The 15527-nt window shown below is 63.8% G+C and carries 14 protein-coding genes; 5 read left to right on the forward strand and 9 right to left on the reverse strand.

From position 1 onward, the window contains the following. Window positions 1-22 precede the first annotated feature (22 nt). Genes CDV49_RS02360 through cydX form a run of 3 tightly spaced genes read left to right on the forward strand, consistent with a single transcriptional unit; the run spans window position 23 to window position 2897 of the window. Window positions 23-1603 (forward strand): cytochrome ubiquinol oxidase subunit I, encoded by a 1581-nt coding sequence (locus CDV49_RS02360; RefSeq protein WP_088213977.1) that lies wholly within the window; start codon window positions 23-25, stop codon window positions 1601-1603. 4 nt (window positions 1604-1607) lie between these two features. Then, on the forward strand, window positions 1608-2759 hold the full coding sequence (gene cydB, locus CDV49_RS02365; protein ID WP_088213978.1) for a cytochrome d ubiquinol oxidase subunit II: 1152 nt from the start codon (window positions 1608-1610) through the stop codon (window positions 2757-2759). 12 nt (window positions 2760-2771) lie between these two features. Next, window positions 2772-2897, forward strand: coding sequence for a cytochrome bd-I oxidase subunit CydX (cydX, locus tag CDV49_RS02370; RefSeq protein WP_088213979.1), 126 nt, complete (start codon window positions 2772-2774; stop codon window positions 2895-2897). A 56-nt stretch (window positions 2898-2953) separates the two neighbouring features. Here the strand turns inward: cydX and CDV49_RS02375 are convergent, their stop codons facing one another. From CDV49_RS02375 to CDV49_RS02395, 5 genes are all read right to left on the reverse strand, one after another. Next, entirely contained in the window at window positions 2954-5383 is a 2430-nt protein-coding gene (locus CDV49_RS02375) for a membrane-bound PQQ-dependent dehydrogenase, glucose/quinate/shikimate family (RefSeq protein WP_088213980.1), read from the reverse strand. Between the two features lie 137 nt (window positions 5384-5520). Beyond that, window positions 5521-6150: a TetR/AcrR family transcriptional regulator gene (locus CDV49_RS02380; RefSeq protein WP_088213981.1), complete on the reverse strand. Its 630-nt coding sequence runs from the start codon at window positions 6148-6150 to the stop codon at window positions 5521-5523. 56 nt (window positions 6151-6206) lie between these two features. Next, complete coding sequence (locus tag CDV49_RS02385) at window positions 6207-7163, reverse strand: bile acid:sodium symporter family protein (protein WP_088213982.1); 957 nt, start codon at window positions 7161-7163, stop codon at window positions 6207-6209. Between the two features lie 123 nt (window positions 7164-7286). Beyond that, window positions 7287-7892, reverse strand: coding sequence for an alpha/beta hydrolase (locus CDV49_RS02390; protein ID WP_088213983.1), 606 nt, complete (start codon window positions 7890-7892; stop codon window positions 7287-7289). Window positions 7893-7960: 68 nt separating this feature from the next. Next, the gene (locus CDV49_RS02395; RefSeq protein WP_088213984.1) at window positions 7961-8893 is read right to left on the reverse strand and encodes a ring-cleaving dioxygenase; all 933 of its coding nucleotides are present in this window, start codon (window positions 8891-8893) and stop codon (window positions 7961-7963) included. A 135-nt stretch (window positions 8894-9028) separates the two neighbouring features. On the opposite strand from CDV49_RS02395, the gene CDV49_RS02400 reads away from it, so the two are divergent. Further along, entirely contained in the window at window positions 9029-9928 is a 900-nt protein-coding gene (locus tag CDV49_RS02400; RefSeq protein WP_088213985.1) for a LysR family transcriptional regulator, read from the forward strand. Window positions 9929-9944: 16 nt separating this feature from the next. On the opposite strand, the gene CDV49_RS02405 is transcribed toward CDV49_RS02400, so the two are convergent. The 3 genes from CDV49_RS02405 to CDV49_RS02415 all read right to left on the reverse strand — a co-directional run bounded on the left by CDV49_RS02405 (window position 9945) and on the right by CDV49_RS02415 (window position 11950). Continuing rightward, window positions 9945-10583 (reverse strand): hydrolase, encoded by a 639-nt coding sequence (locus CDV49_RS02405; RefSeq protein ID WP_088213986.1) that lies wholly within the window; start codon window positions 10581-10583, stop codon window positions 9945-9947. Window positions 10584-10592: 9 nt separating this feature from the next. Continuing rightward, a complete protein-coding gene (locus CDV49_RS02410; protein ID WP_088213987.1) occupies window positions 10593-10916 on the reverse strand; it encodes a GNAT family N-acetyltransferase in 324 nt (107 codons plus the stop codon). A 74-nt stretch (window positions 10917-10990) separates the two neighbouring features. After that, window positions 10991-11950: a 3-hydroxyacyl-CoA dehydrogenase NAD-binding domain-containing protein gene (locus CDV49_RS02415; RefSeq protein WP_088213988.1), complete on the reverse strand. Its 960-nt coding sequence runs from the start codon at window positions 11948-11950 to the stop codon at window positions 10991-10993. A gap of 155 nt (window positions 11951-12105) precedes the next feature. On the opposite strand from CDV49_RS02415, the gene CDV49_RS02420 reads away from it, so the two are divergent. Further along, window positions 12106-15159: a hybrid sensor histidine kinase/response regulator gene (locus CDV49_RS02420; RefSeq protein ID WP_218821867.1), complete on the forward strand. Its 3054-nt coding sequence runs from the start codon at window positions 12106-12108 to the stop codon at window positions 15157-15159. 12 nt (window positions 15160-15171) lie between these two features. On the opposite strand, the gene CDV49_RS02425 is transcribed toward CDV49_RS02420, so the two are convergent. Further along, window positions 15172-15525, reverse strand: a complete 354-nt coding sequence (locus tag CDV49_RS02425; protein WP_088213990.1) for a YigZ family protein — start codon at window positions 15523-15525, stop codon at window positions 15172-15174. Window positions 15526-15527 lie beyond the last annotated feature (2 nt).

The raw sequence follows: 15527 nt of genomic DNA on the forward strand, positions 1-15527 counted from the left end.
AGCTCGCCCGGAAAGGCCAGCCATGGATTTTTTTGACGTCGTTACCCTCTCGCGCCTGCAATTCGCCCTGACGGCGCTCTACCACTTCCTGTTCGTGCCGCTCACGCTTGGCCTGTCCGTCATGCTTGCCGCCATGGAGACCGTCTATGTCATGACGGGCCGGGTGATCTGGCGCCAGATGACCAAGTTCTGGGGCACGCTCTTCGGCATCAACTTCGCGCTCGGCGTGGCGACCGGCATCGTGATGGAATTCCAGTTCGGCATGAACTGGAGTTATTACAGCCATTACGTCGGCGACATCTTCGGCGCGCCATTGGCCATCGAGGGGCTGATGGCGTTCTTTCTGGAGGCGACCTTTGTCGGTCTGTTCTTCTTCGGCTGGGACAAGATGTCGAAGGTGGGCCACCTCATCGCAACCTATTGCGTCGCGATCGGCTCAAACTTCTCGGCCCTTTGGATCCTTATCGCCAATGGCTGGATGCAGAACCCGGTGGGCGCGCATTTCAACCCCGATACGATGCGGATGGAGGTCGGCAGCTTCTTCGAGGTGCTGATGAACCCCGTCGCGCAGGCGCGGTTCGTGCATACCGTTTCTGCGGGCTATGTCGTGGCGTCGGTATTCGTGCTGGGAGTGTCGGCCTGGTATCTGCTGCGCGGCTGGCACGTCGCCGTCGCCAAACGGTCGATCACCATCGCGGCCTCCTTCGGGCTTGCGGCTGCGCTGTCGGTCGTGGTGCTGGGCGACGAGTCGGGCTATCTCACCTCCGAGCATCAGAAGATGAAGATGGCGGCGCTGGAAGGCATGTGGGAAACGGAACCTGCGCCCGCTCCCTTCACCCTGTTCGCCATCCCCGACATGGAGGCAAGGGAGAACCGTTACGCGATCCATATCCCGTGGGTCATGGGGCTGATCGGCACGCGCTCGCTCACCACCGAAATTCCGGGGATCCTCGATCTTGTCGAACATGCGAAGGAGCGGATCCGGTCGGGCATGATCGCCTATGACGCGCTCCAGACCATCCGGGCAGAGCCTGACGCGGCCGCTTCCGGTGCGGCGCGTGTTTCCTTCGCCGAGAGGGAGGACGATCTCGGATATGCGCTGCTGCTCAAGCAGTATATCGACGATCCGCGGCTGGCGACGGAGGATCAGATCGACCGCGCCGCCTGGAGCACGGTGCCCAACGTGCCGGTGCTGTTCTGGGTCTTCAGGATCATGGTGGCTGTCGGGTTCTTCAACATCCTGCTGATGGGCACCTTCTTCGTGATGAGCACGAGGCGATCACTCGATCGGCACCCCTGGTTGCTGAAAGTGGCGGTCTGGGCAATGGTTTTGCCTTGGATTGCGGCGGAATGCGGCTGGATCCTGGCCGAATACGGCCGTCAGCCCTGGGCAGTCGAAGGGGTATTGCCGGTATTCCTCAGCGTCTCCGACCTGTCGGCCGGAACGGTGCTGATGACGGTCATCGGGTTCACTCTGATCTATGCCACGCTGATCGTGATCGAGGTCAAGCTCATGCTGGCCGCCATCCGCAAGGGCCCGCAGCCGGATTACGAGCCGGAGGCGCCGCTCATCCCGAAACCCATCGTGACGCCAGCGGAGTGATGCCATGATCCTGCATGATTTGCTAAGCTACGACGCGCTCCGCCTCATCTGGTGGGTTCTTCTGGGCGTCCTTCTGATCGGCTTTGCGCTTTCGGACGGGTTCGACCTGGGCGTGGGGATGCTCCTGCCCTTCGCGGGTCAGAACGATGTCGAGCGGCGCATCGTCATCAACACGGTCGGGCCGGTCTGGGAGGGTAACCAGGTGTGGCTGATCCTGGGCGGCGGCGCGATCTTCGCTGCCTGGCCGCCGCTCTACGCGGTCTCGTTCTCGGGCTTCTACCTCGCGATGTTTGCGATCCTGTTCGCGCTCATCCTAAGGCCCGTCGGCTTCAAATATCGTTCGAAGCGGGAGAGTCTGACCTGGCGCTACAACTGGGACTGGGCGTTGTTCATCGGGGGTTTCGTGCCTGCGCTCATCTTCGGCGTAGCGGTGGGCAACGTGCTTCAAGGGGTGCCCTTCCGGTTCGGCCCGGACATGCGCATCTATTACGACGGCTGGTTCATCGGCCTGCTGAACCCCTATGCGCTGCTCTGCGGCGTGCTGTCAGTCGCGATGCTCGCCATGCACGGCGCAGCGTGGCTCATCGTGAAGACTACGGGGCCGGTGCAGGCGCGGGCACGGCGGTTCGGCACATGGGCGGCGATAGCGACGCTGCTGCTCTACGCCCTTGGCGGGCTGCTGCTCTGGGCCTTCATCGACGGCTATGTGGTCACGAGCACCTTCCCCGAGAACGGGCCTTCCAACCCGCTGGCCAAGACGGTGGAGGTCTATGCGGGCGCCTGGTTCACCAACTACGCCGCCCATCCGTGGATGCTGATCGCCCCGGTAGCGGGCGTCGTGGGCGCGCTCGGCGTTCTGGGCATGATCGCGGCGAAGCGGGAGGTCGGGGTGCTTCTGCTGAGCAAGCTTTCGATCTTCGGAGTGATCTCCTCCGTCGGGCTTTCCATGTTCCCGTTCATCCTGCCCTCCTCCGAAATGCCGGGGGCGAGCATAACCGTATGGGATTCATCCTCAAGCCACCTGACGCTGTTCATCATGCTGGTGGTCACGGTGGTCTTCCTGCCGATCATCGCCCTCTACACCGCCTGGGCCTATAAGCTGCTCTGGGGCAAGGTGGAGAAAGAGGATGTGACCGGCGACAGCCACGCTTACTGAAAGGATCGGAATATGTGGTACTTCGCCTGGATACTCGGCCTGCCGCTGGCCGTTACCTTTGCCGTGCTGAATGCAATGTGGTTCGAGATACTCGAGGACGGTCGCGAGACGCTGGACGACGGCCGCAACCGGCGCTGACGCCATGAGAAAGCCGGCCCGAAGCGATCCGGGCCGGCTTCTTCGGTCGCAGCGTGTTACTGCTTCGGCAGGGCATAGGCGACGAGGTAGTCGCCCGGTTGCGTCTGCATGAGGTTATGACCCCCCGCAGCGATGACCACGAACTGCCGCCCGCTCTCCTCCGAGAGATAGGTCATCGGGGTCGCATTTCCGCCCGCCGGCAGGCGTCCTTTCCACAGGATATCACCCGTCTCGAGGTCCATCGCGCGGAGCGACTGCTCCCCCGAGGCCGCGATGAACACGAGCCCCGACTTCGTGGTGATGGATCCCCCAAGCCCCGGAACGCCCAGGCTGATCGGCAGGCGCGAGCGGATGGTGCTGCCCGCAATGGTTACACCGCTGTCCTCGGCCGTGCCCGAGCGGCGCTGCCAGAGCACCTCTTTCGTCGTGAGGTCAACCGCTGTCACAAGGCCGTATGGCGGTGCGAGGCAAGGGGCCCCCAAGGGCGACATGAAGGGTTTCAGGTCCGCGGCATAGGGCGTGCCCTCCTGCGGGACCGCTCCGCCCACGCTGACACCGGGACGGCCGTCTGCAGCCCTGAGACCCGCCGCATCCGCTTCCGGCCGGGGCATCAGCCGCAGGTACATGGGCACCCGGTTCCAGTTCGCGACAAGGATCTTGCGCTCTGGGTCGAAGGAGCCCGAACCCCAGTTGTTACCGCCGAGCGAGCCGGGGAAGAAAAACACGGGATCCTCGCCCGGAGGGGTGAGCGGCCCGTCCCAGCGGGCCTCGCGGAAGCGGATGCGGCACCACATCAGATCGAAGGGTGTCGCTCCCCACATGTCCGTTTCGTCAACACCGAGGGGTTTTTTCGGATCGATGCCCGAAAACTCCGGCATCTCAACGGAGAAGGGCTGGGTCGGGGAAATCCGCTCGGCCTCTGCGCCGCCTTGCGGAACCGGGCGCTCCTGAACCTCGTAGATCGGCTCGCCTGTGCGGCGGTCGAGAACGAAATTCTGCCCGCGCTTGGTGAGCTGCACAAGAGCTGGAACGGTTTCCCCTCCGATTTGAAGATCGACGAGGCTTGGCTGAGAGCCGACATCCATGTCCCAGACATCGTAGTGAATGGTCTGGAAATGCCAGCGAAGCGCTCCGGTTTCCGCGTCGAGAGCGAGAATCGAGCCGGAGTAGCGGTTGTCGAAGTCGCGGCGGTGGCCGCCCCAATAGTCCGGCGTCGCGTTGCCGGTCGGCATATAGACCAGCCCCAGCTCATCGTCGGCTGAGATCGGCGCCCATGAGTTCGGGGTGCCGCGCGTGAACTCCTCCCCCTCCGCGGGCATGGAGTGGTCTTCCGGGCGGCCCATGTCGAATGCCCAGTCGAACGCGCCGGTAACCGCGTCGAAGGCGCGGATCACGCCCGAAGGTTCATCCGTCATCTGGCCGTCAGAGATCCAGCCGCCGATCACCACCCGTCCGCGCACGACCTGCGGGGCGGAGGAAACATAGGAGTAACCGGGGATGACATGGCCGAGACCCTGTTTGAGATCGACCTGGCCGTTCTGGCCGAAGTCCGCACAAGGCTCGCCGGTCGCCGCATCGATCGCCAGAAGGCGTGCGTCCACCGTTCCGCCGATGATGCGCGCCGCGCATGCGGCCCCGGCCGGAACCTCGCTTTCGGGCGCCTGATAATAGGCCACACCCCGACAGGCGGCCGAGCCGGTCACACCCGTCAGGTCGGTATGACTGTTGAAGCGCCAGTTTTCCTGCCCGGTTTCCTCGTCGAGCGAGACGATGTCGTTCCGCGCCGTGCAGAGATAGAGCGAGCGTCCGATCTTCAGCGGAGTGGCCTGCAGACGCCGCACCGGTCCTTCGGGTGGTGGGTAATCTCCGGTGCGATAGGTCCAGGCGACTTGCAGATCCCGGACGTTTTCCGGGGTGATCTGCTCCAGAGGCGAAAAACGCGTGCCATGCTGGTCGTTTCCATAATGGTGCCATTCGCCCTCGGGTGTGTCCGGGACATAGTTGGCCTTCGCCTCCGGCAGGGCCCGGGTCGCGGCGATCTCATGGATATCGCCCTGTGCGAATCCCCAACCGAAAAGACCCAGCAGGGCGAGGGCAAAGCCACCCACTACGGCGCGGCCCAGGAGTGGGGGGCGCGGACCCGAGATCAGGCCGCGGCGATACCAAGGGGTCAGGAAGAACAGCCCGAACAGGAACGGTCCCGACAAGCGGGGCAGCAATGTCCAGAAATCGACCCCAACCTCGTCGACAGCCCAGACATAGGTCCAGGCGAGCATAACGGCATAGAGCCATCCGGCCCAGCCGTTGCCGCGCCAGACAAGGATACCGGACACGATCACGGCAAGGCCGGTGATAAGGAAATAGAGTGATCCGCCCAGAAGCGCGAGCTGCGCGCCCCCCCAGACGTAGGCCAGTCCGATCAGCACGAAAAGGGTCGCAAAGACCCTCGCCGCGCCGCGATGGCGGCGTTCTGTTGTCGGTGTCACGGGGACAACCCTCCGAATGCTCGAACCGCAATCGGGAGACTGCGGTGAGACTTCCGTCAAACATAAATGACTGGTGGGTCATTTATGAGGTTGTCGCGGTTATCACAACCCCGCGCCTTGAACGTGATCCGCCCGCGTCAGGAAAAGAACAGCGAGATCTGCAGCTCCAGCAGATGGGCCGCCGAGATTTCCCCGCCCGGATTCAGCACCCCGCCTTCGACCATCGCAACCCAGAGAGGCGCGACGAGCAGCTGGGGATTTTCCGCGAGCCGGGGGTCACAAACTTCGCCACGGGCAATGCCTATGCGGATCGCGGCGGAAATATAGGCGTTGGTGGGCTCGTAGATGCTGCGAAAGTAGGTCTCGGCCAGAAAGCGCGACGCGCCGCCTTCGGCGAGCACCAGCCGCGCAAGCGAGGCGCGACCGGAGGCCTCGAGCTGTTCCGCAACCGGCAGCATCACACGGCGAAAATGTTGCCCCAGCGTCTCTCCGGGCAGAAATACCGGAGTATCGCGGAGCGCGTTCCGCTCGTCCATCGCGCGCTCGACAACACCCTCGAACAGGGCCTCTTTCGTGGGGTAATAGCGGTAGGGCGTACCCTTGGCCATTCCCGCGCGACGCGCGATTCTGTCCATACGTGCGCCCGCGACGCCGTATTCCAGAAACTCCGCCATGGCTGCATCAAGAATTGCGGTCTGGGTCCGCTGGGTCTTGGCAGGGCTTGGGCCGCGCGTGGCAGGCCGGGGGAGCGAGGCATCGGTCGGCATGAGGGATAGGAAGATAGCAGAAGAAGCGCCCCCCGGCGAGGGGCGCTGTTCTCCGATCAGGCGTTTCGTGCTTTGGCGGTGGTTTCTTCGTCGGTTCTGCCGGCGAAATAATTCGCCAGCAGCGCGCCCGAGATATTGTGCCAGACGCTGAAGATCGCGCTCGGCACGGCTGCGAGGGGCGAGAAGTAGGCCGTCGCCAGCGCAGCACCAAGACCGGAGTTCTGCATCCCGACTTCGATCGCGATCGCCTTGCGCTTGGCCAGCGACAGACCCGCCGCCTTGGCGGCGAAGAAGCCGATGAGGTAGCCAAGCCCGTTGTGCAGGACGACAACCGCAAAGATCATCAGGCCCGATTGGAGGATGGAGCCGCGGGAGGCCGCGACGACCGCCGCGACGATGAGCACGATGCCCATCACGCTCACAAGCGGCAGGGCGGGGACGGCCTTGCGCACGAGCCCGGGCATGATCTTCTGCGCCGCGAAGCCGAGGGCGAGGGGGACCAGCACGACCTTCACGATCGACAGGAACATCGCCCAGCCGTCCACGGGAAGGAATTCGCTTGCCAGCATCCACACGAGGAAAGGGGTGACTACGGGTGCAAGCAGTGTGGTCACGCTCGTGCAGGCCACCGACAGCGCCACATCGCCCTTGGAAAGATAGGTCATCACGTTGCTGGACGTGCCGCCCGGGCAGCACCCCACGAGAATCACACCCGCCGCGACCTCGGGCGGCATGGGGATGATCTTGGTAAGCAGCACCGCAAGCAGCGGCATGATGAGGAACTGCCCGATCACGCCTACGCCGACATCATAGGGGCGGCGGACAACTTCGCGAAAATCGTCGGCCGAGATCGTCAACCCCATCCCGAACATGATAATGGCGAGCAGCGTGACGATCCACGGCGTCACAAGGCGGAACACATCGGGAAGCAGGAAGCCGAGCACCGCAAACAGGATCACCCAGAGGGCGAATGTCTTGCCCACAAAGGTGGACAAACGTTCAATTGCTTTCATCAGGTCTCCCCCCTCTCGCAACTTTATTCCGGAGGGCGATAGGCGCTTTACACGCGGGAGGCAAGCCATGGCGCATGGCAAAAGGGCCCGCTGTGGCGGACCCCTTCCTGCTGACTGTCCCGATCAGGAGCGCAGGAACGCGGCCATCCGCGATATTTCTTCCTGACGCACTTCGTGGCCGCCATCATGCAGCTGAAGGTCCACATCCGCGCCTTGACCCCTGAGCCAGCCGGCGAGCTGTTCGGTTTGGGCAAGGGGGCAGATCGGATCGCGTCTGCCCGCGGTGATCAGTACCTCGCGTCCGGCGAGCCCGGCGTTCGGTTCGGGTGTCCATGGGATCAACGGATGCATGAGTACCGTGCGGTCCAGCAGTTCCGGGGCCCGGAACAAGACGGAGGCAAGAATGTTCGCCCCGTTGGAATAGCCCAAGGCATAGACCGCCGCATTTGGATGCGCTGTGCGATGGTGGCGGATGAAGGCCGCCATCTTTTCCGTCGCCCGGTCCAGGTCGGCCATGTCATAGACGCCCTCTCCCGTGCGGCGGAAGAAGCGCGCGGCCCCGTGTTCGGACACATCGCCACGGGGCGAGACAAGGCCCGCGCCGGGCAGAATCTGCTCCACCAGTCCGGCGAACTGATGCTCGTCCCCGCCGGTGCCGTGCAGGGCAAGCACCAGCGGCTGGCCGGGGGCGGGAGCGCGGGCGATATGGTGATAGCTGTCGAGGGGCATGGAATGCTCCTTTCGTGTGGAGCGCGCCGCCGCCCTGTGGCCTGCGGCGCGCCGTGAAACGGGATGGCTCAATCCGTGATAGGCGTCAGGAGCCGCTCGATCTGCGGGCGGAGATGGGCGTGCTGCGTCGGCAGTTTCAGGGCTTCGCCGAGATGCGCGGTATCCTCGTCCCGGTCAAAACCCGGCTCGTTGGTCGCCACCTCGAACAGCACACCGCCCGGGGTACGGAAGTAGATCGCCCAGAAGTAGTCCCGGTCGATCACCGGCGTCACGTGATAGCCCGTGTCCATCAACGCCTTGCGCACCTCAAGCTGCGCGGCACGGTCCGGCACGGCGAAGGCCACGTGGTGTACGGAACCGGCACCTTGACGGGCGGGCGGTGCGCCGGGCAGCACTTCAAGGTCGATGAAATCGGCGCCGTTGCCGTCCTTCACACCAAAGCGCGTGATGTCGCCCTGCCGGTCTATTTCCTCATAGCCCATGAAACGGAGCAGCTCGCTCGTCGCCCCTCCGTCGCGGAGCCGCATGGAAACGCTGTGGAAGCCGTGAACGCCCTCATCCGCGGCGACCGGGCCCCCCGCCCAAGGGGCGCGACTGTCGTCTGCCACTTCGACCAGAACGAACCCATCGCCATCAGGCCCCTGGAAGCGCAGGCGTTTCTCACCGAAGACCTCTTCCTCCTTCATGCCGCCGATATTGTAACCCGACAGCCGCTCCTTCCAGTAGGGGAGCGATCCTTTGGGCACGGAGAAGACCGTTTCGCCCACTTCTCCCGTGCCGGGACGACCGCGCACGATATGGGGGAAGGGAAAATAGGTCATAACCGAACCGGGCGTGCCCACTTCGTCACCATAGTAGAGGTGATAGACATCGGGCGCGTCGAAGTTCACCGTTTTCTTCACCCGACGCAGGCCGAGTGTCTTGGTGAAGAAATCGTTGTTCTGCTGGGCATCCGCGGCCATGGAGGTGACGTGGTGAAGCCCTTTGATCTGTTTCAGCATGGTCGATCCCTTTCCGAGAACGGAGGGCCGATGGAGCACCTCCTGCTGTCTTGGGAACAAGATGGGTCGGATCACCCCACAAGAGAACATTCATAATATTGCATTGATTATTGCATGTGACGTAATAATGAAGATATGGGCGAACTCGAATCCCTCCGCACCTTCCTGACCGTCGCAGAGACGCGGAGCTTTACCGGCGCAGCGCGGTTGCTTGGCACCACACCCGCCTCCGTCACCCGGACGATTGCCGCGCTGGAAGATCGGCTGGGCGTCCAACTTTTGCTGAGGACGACCCGGCAGGTGTCGCTGACATCGGCGGGAGCAGGCTATCTTGAGCGCGTGGCGCCACTCGTCAGGCAGATCGAAGTCGCGACGGAGGAGACACGTTCCCAGCATGGGGTGACTGCCGGAACGTTGCGCATCGCCGCGCCGATGTCGCTCGGTCAGCGGGTATTGCCTGCCGTGCTGTCACAGTTTGCGGCGCGTCACGGCGGCACGCATGTCTCCGTCGTTCTGTCGGATCGTTTCATCGATATTGTCGGAGAAGATTTCGATCTCGCCATCCGAATCTCTGGGCCACCGGCGGATAAATCCACTGTCTGGCGAAAGCTCTGCGATGTCCCCCGGCTGTTGGTGGCCTCCCCCCGTTATCTCGCCGCGCGGGGCACGCCACAGGAACCGGAAGACTTAACGGAGCATGACTGCCTTGGATATGCCGAGGATGCACGCGAACCGATCTGGGATTTGTCTTCGGGCGCCCGTCGCAGGAGCCACCGCGCAAAAGGCATATTCAGCGCGAACAACGGTGATCTGCTGGCCGATCTTGCGTTGAGCGGAGAGGGGATCGCGCTCCTCCCCCGCTTCATTGTCGCCCAGTCGCTGGCCGAGGGCCGGTTGAGACCGGTTCTGCCGGATTGGCGGCCTCCCCCGGTCTGGCTCACGCTCTATTACCCGCCCTATGAGCGGTTGCCGGTGCGAGTCGCGACGTTCTCGGACTTCTTCGAGGTCTATGTGAAGGAGACGCGTCCCCTGTAAGCCTCTGGGGCCACAGTCATCGCGCGGCGTCAAGCTCTCGCTTCTTCGGGAAATACCAGCGCATCACCTTGCGCAGCTCATCCGAATTGGGCCGTGCCCAGTTCCGCATGAGTTCGCAGCCGAAAGCGATGGCAGTGGTCGGCTGGGCACCCGCAGCTTCGATCCTGCGAAGGGCGCTTTCATGCGAAACGGGGGAAATCCCGCCGACCGCATCGACCACCGGATAGACCTCGTATCCCTCCCTGAGCATGTCGAGGGTGGGGAAGGCAAGACAGACCTCAGTCCAGAGGGCTGCGATCACGACCTTCTTTCGGCCCGTCGCCTCCACTGCGGCACGGAAGTCCGCGTCCTCCCACGCGTTCACGCCCGTTCGATCAATCTCCGGCACTCCCGGCAGGACATCGAGGATTTCCTGCGCCGTCCCCTCGTTCACGCCCATATCCACCGCTACGGTCGAAAGGATGACGGGAACGTCAAATTCCCTTGCCAGCTTCGCCGCCGCGACGACGTTCATCATCACCACCTCCTGCGGGGCGGATTTCACGGTCCGCACCTGCTCGGGTTGGTAATCGATGATGACGAGCACACAGTTCTCCGGCGTCAGAAGGCTGTCGGCCTTCGGATCGCGGATCGGTTCGGGATCGAGTTTCGGCATGGTCGCACCTCAGATTTGCGGCATTTCGCCCGGCGCCACTGACATGACATCGGACCATTCGGGATGTTTCTCATATTGCGCACGGACATAGGGGCAGAGCGGAATGATCCGGGTGCCGCTTGCCCGCGCATCGTCAATCATATGTGCCACGAGGGCCGCCGCCGCGCCGGTCCCGCGGAGGCTGTCTGGCGCGCCGGTATGATCGGCCGAGATCACCCCATTGCCCCGGCGGGTATAGGTGATCTCCGCCACGCCATCATGGTCTGCCAGACTGGCGGTGAACCGCCCGTGACGGGCATCGCGCTCTTCCCGGCCGAAAATGAAATCGTTCATGCAGTGCTTCCCCCTCTCCCGGAAGATGGGTCTTTGGACAGTTCTTCAAGTGCTGCTCTTCGGGTGCCGGTCCTTCAACTTTGCGGATCCGGGGAGAGAACGTTGAGGATGTCGATGAGTTTCCGGTCCCGCTCCGCCGCAAGATCGGCGATGCTGCGGTCGCCCACTTCCTGCTGCACGCCTTCGACAAGCTGCTCACGGAGCGCGGCATCCATCACCGGCGTACCCAGATCGGCCCACCATGTCTGCATCGCGGGCACGAGGTGGTCGTAGAAATGGGCCATGCCGCCCGTGCCGCCGCCAAGATGAAAGGTCAGATGCGGCCCCATGATTGCCCATCGGAGGCCCGGCCCCTCGCTGATCGCGAGGTCCACATCCTCAACGCTCGCCACACCGGATTGCACGAGATAGGCGGCCTCTTTCCAGAGCGCGGCCTGTAGGCGGTTGGCGATATGCCCCGGCACCTCCTTGCGGACGCGGATCGCGCGCTTGCCATGCGCATTGAAGAAGGCGACCGCCCAATCCGCCGCCGCCTCCTCGGAGGTTTGCTGCCCTCCGACGATCTCCACCAGTGGAATGAGATGCGGGGGGTTGAACGGATGCGCGACGACCAGCCGTTGAGGATGCGCCATGCCGGTCTGCATGTCGCTCGCCTTCAGGCCGGAAGTGGAGGAGCCGATGACCCGATCGACCGGCAGCGCGGCGTCGATTTCGGACAGCAGTTTCTGTTTCAGCTCCAACCGCTCCGGCGCGTTCTCCTGAACGTAGTCAGCCCCCTCGACGGCCTGAATATGGCTCTCCCAGATGGAGAAGCGGGCCAGAGCCTCCTGCGCACTGCCGCTCGCGCCAAGTGCCGCAAGCTGGGGCCAGCAGGCGGCCACCAGTCCGGGTGCTGCCTCCCGAGCGGCGGGCGAGGGGTCGCTGCACCGAACTGTGAAACCCTGGGCCAGAAACCATGCGGACCAGGACGCGCCGATCGTGCCGCCGCCGATCACCGCTACTGTTTTTACATTCTCAAGATCGATCAACGGCATAAGGCCCCTCCCGTGCATGATGCACTGCGGAGGCTAGCGGTGTAATGGTTGCCCTGCAACGGCAGAGGAGAGAGAGGAATTGTCGGCATTGCCATCTGCCCCCTCCATGCCATATCCCTCACGGGCAGCGATCCTCCGTGGAGCTTCTTTCCGGCATGCAGGAACCCAAGACCCAGAACCCGCACCTCCGCAGTGAAATCGAAGCGTTCCTGTCTGATCTCCTGATGATCGAGGACGAGGCGCGGCTCGGTGCAACACTGTCGGCAGCCAATGAAGCCATGCGGCAGGCGGGCGAGAATTCCGGCTGGCCTCTCGGCGGCGGCGCCTGCGGCGAGATATTGCGCCGGGGGGCTTTCTCGACGGAGCTGGCGGGTCCGGTGTCGGACTGGGGCGCCGCGATGCGCATGACTGTGGCGAACATGCTGGAGACACCCGTCCCGACGGCGCTGATGTGGGGGACGGCCGGCGCCCTTTTCTATAACGACAGCTATGCGCCGCTGCTCGGCTCGCGGCATCCTGTGGCGATGGGGCGCTCTGCTCTCTCCGTGTTGCCGGAGGTTGCTGACTGGAACGGTGACATTCTGCGCCGGGTCTTTGCGGGAGAGACGCCTGCCTACCGGAACCAGCGTCTTCGGCTGCATGATGGAGACCATGAGACGGAACATGTGTTCGACCTGTTCTATGCGCCGGTGCGGGACTTCGGCGGCGAGATCAGGGGTGCATTGTGCAAGGTGGTGGAAAATACCGCCCGGATTAACGCGGAAACCGCCCTTGCGCGGCGCGAAGCGGAGCTCGCCTCGCTGACCAATGCCATGCCTGCGCTTGTCGCGCTCGTGGATACCGATCTGACCTATCGCTTCGCCAACGACTACTACCGACAGCTTCTGGGTCATGACCCGGCGGCGATGATCGGCCGGACCATCCCCGAAATGATCGGGCCCGCGCTGATGGAGGACCGGGAACCCGGACTGCGGAGAGCCTTGCAGGGCGAAGACGTGCAGGACTATTTCCACCTGCGCGATCTCAAGGGGGAACTGCATTACTTTGCCGTGAGGTATCTGCCTCAGCGGGATGCTACGACGGGTGAGATCATGGGGATCATGATTCTCGCCTTTGACGAAACGGATCGTGTTGCCCGGCAGGAAGAGCTGACCTATTCCAACCACCGCTTCAGGCGCGCCATCGATGCGGTTCATGGAGTGCTGTGGACCAACAGCGCCGATGGGCGGATGGTCGGGGAGCAACCCGGCTGGGCCAGCCTGACCGGTCAGTCCGAGGGTGAGTATCAGGGCTATGGCTGGGCCAACGCGCTGCATCCCGACGATGTGGAGCCGAGCATCGCGGCATGGCAACGGGCCGTGGCGACAAGGGGTGTGTTCGAATACGAGCACCGCGTCCGCCGTCACGATGACGTCTGGCGGACCTTCGCGGTCCGTGCCGTGCCGGTCATCGGTTCGGACGGGCAGATTCGCGAATGGGTGGGCGTCCATACCGACATCACCCATCAGCGGGCTGCCGAGGCTGCATTGCGCGAGCAGGCCGAGACGCTTGCCGCCGAGGTCCGTCAGCGCGAGCGCGCCGAGGCCGATCTTCGCCTGCTGAACGAAGCGTTGGAAGCACGCGTCATCAGCGAGATCTCCGAACGGCGCGATGCGGAAAAGAAGCTCGCCCATGCGCAGAAAATGGAGTCGCTGGGCAAGCTCACCGGCGGGGTCGCGCATGATTTCAACAACCTGTTGCAGGTGGTTTCCGGCAATCTGCAGCTGCTTGCCCGCGATGTCGGCGGCATTCCGCGCGCGGAAACGCGTGTGGCAAGCGCCATGGCCGGGCTGCAGCGGGGGGCGAAGCTTGCCGCTCAGCTTCTTGCCTTCGGGCGGAGGCAGGCGCTGGAGCCGAAAGTGGTCAATGTCGGCAGGTTCATCAGTGGAATGGACGAGCTGCTCCGTCGTGCCCTTGGCGAAGGGGTGGAGGTGGAAACGATCCTTGGCGGCGGGTTGTGGAACACGTTCATCGATCAGGCGCAGGTGGAGAATGCTCTCCTCAACCTTGCCATCAACGCGCGGGACGCGATGGAGGGAAGCGGGCGGCTGACGATCGAGGTGGCCAACGCACATCTGGATGACGATTATGCCCGGCAGCATGACGAAGTGACCCCGGGTCAATACGTGATGATCGCCGTCTCGGACACCGGCTGCGGCATTCCGCCCGAGATCGCGGAGAAGGTGTTCGAGCCGTTCTTCACGACCAAGGGGGAGGGCAAGGGCTCCGGCCTTGGCCTTTCCATGGTCTATGGATTCGTCAAACAGTCCGGGGGCCATGTGAAGCTCTATTCGGAGCAGGGGCATGGCACCACGATCAAGCTCTATCTGCCGCGTTCGCTGGAGGCGGAGGATATCGCGGTCCTGCGCGATGAGGGCCAGATCGTCGGCGGTCATGAGACTGTGCTGGTGGTCGAGGATGATGACGAGGTGCGCGCCATCGTCGTGGATATGCTGAAAGACCTCGGCTATCGCGTGCTGAAGGCGCCAGACGCCTCTGCCGCGCTGAATGTCGTCGAAAGTGGTGTGCCCATCGACCTTATCTTTACCGATGTCGTCATGCCGGGACCGCTGAAAAGCCCCGATCTCGCCCGCAAGGCGCGGGAGCGCATACCGGGCGTCGCAGTGCTGTTCACCTCCGGCTATACGGAGAACTCCATCGTGCATGGGGGGCGGCTCGACGCGGGCGTGGAGCTGCTTTCCAAGCCCTACACCCGCGAGGCTCTGGCCCGGAAGCTCCGCCATGTGCTTGCCAACCGCGATCAGCAGGCGGGTGGAGGGCGCAGCGGCAGTGCCGACACCCGTGCAACGGCACGCTCCGCTCTCCGGGTGCTTCTCGTGGAGGACGACCCGTTGATCCGCATGGACACGGCGGAAATCCTGCGGGAAGAAGGCATGACCGTTGAAGAGGCGGGGAGCGCGGAAGCCGCGTTGCGGCTGCTCTCCTCCCAATCGTTCGATGTGCTGGTGAGCGACTATCACCTGCCCGGGCTGTCCGGGGCGGCGTTGGCGCGGCAGGCGGCTGAGCTTCAGAAGACCATCAGGGTGGTCTTCGCCACGGGAGACGCAGCGGCCGTGGCGCCGGGTGCGGCGGAAAGCGTGCTGGCCAAGCCATATACGGTAGAGGCGCTGGTGAATGCCGTCAGGGGGCAGGGGGCGGTCGAGAGCTGACTTCCCACCATGTCAGCCGGAGAGGGCGGCGAGGTAAAGCCTCACCGCCTCCTGAACATGCCGGAACCGGTCACCGCCCAGGTGCTTGCCGCCATACCACCGCGTCACGACGATCAGGTGATCGCGGAGCTCTGCCCGCTCGAGCATCCGCAGGATGACCATGCCAGCCCCGCTTTCGCCGTCATCGTTCTTGAGCGGGCCCCCCGCCGTCAGAAGCCCCCATGTGTTGTGGGTGGCCTTGGCGAATTTCCGGTGGCGCTTCAACTCGGTGAGCAAAGCGGTCGCCTCCGCCGCCGAGTGACAGGGCGCGCCGGAGACGGCGTAGCGGGAGCCGCGGTCTGAGATGATGTTGTCGAGCGTCAGCACAG

The sequence above is a fragment of the Haematobacter genomosp. 1 genome (assembly GCF_002196855.1).
GTDB lineage: Bacteria > Pseudomonadota > Alphaproteobacteria > Rhodobacterales > Rhodobacteraceae > Haematobacter.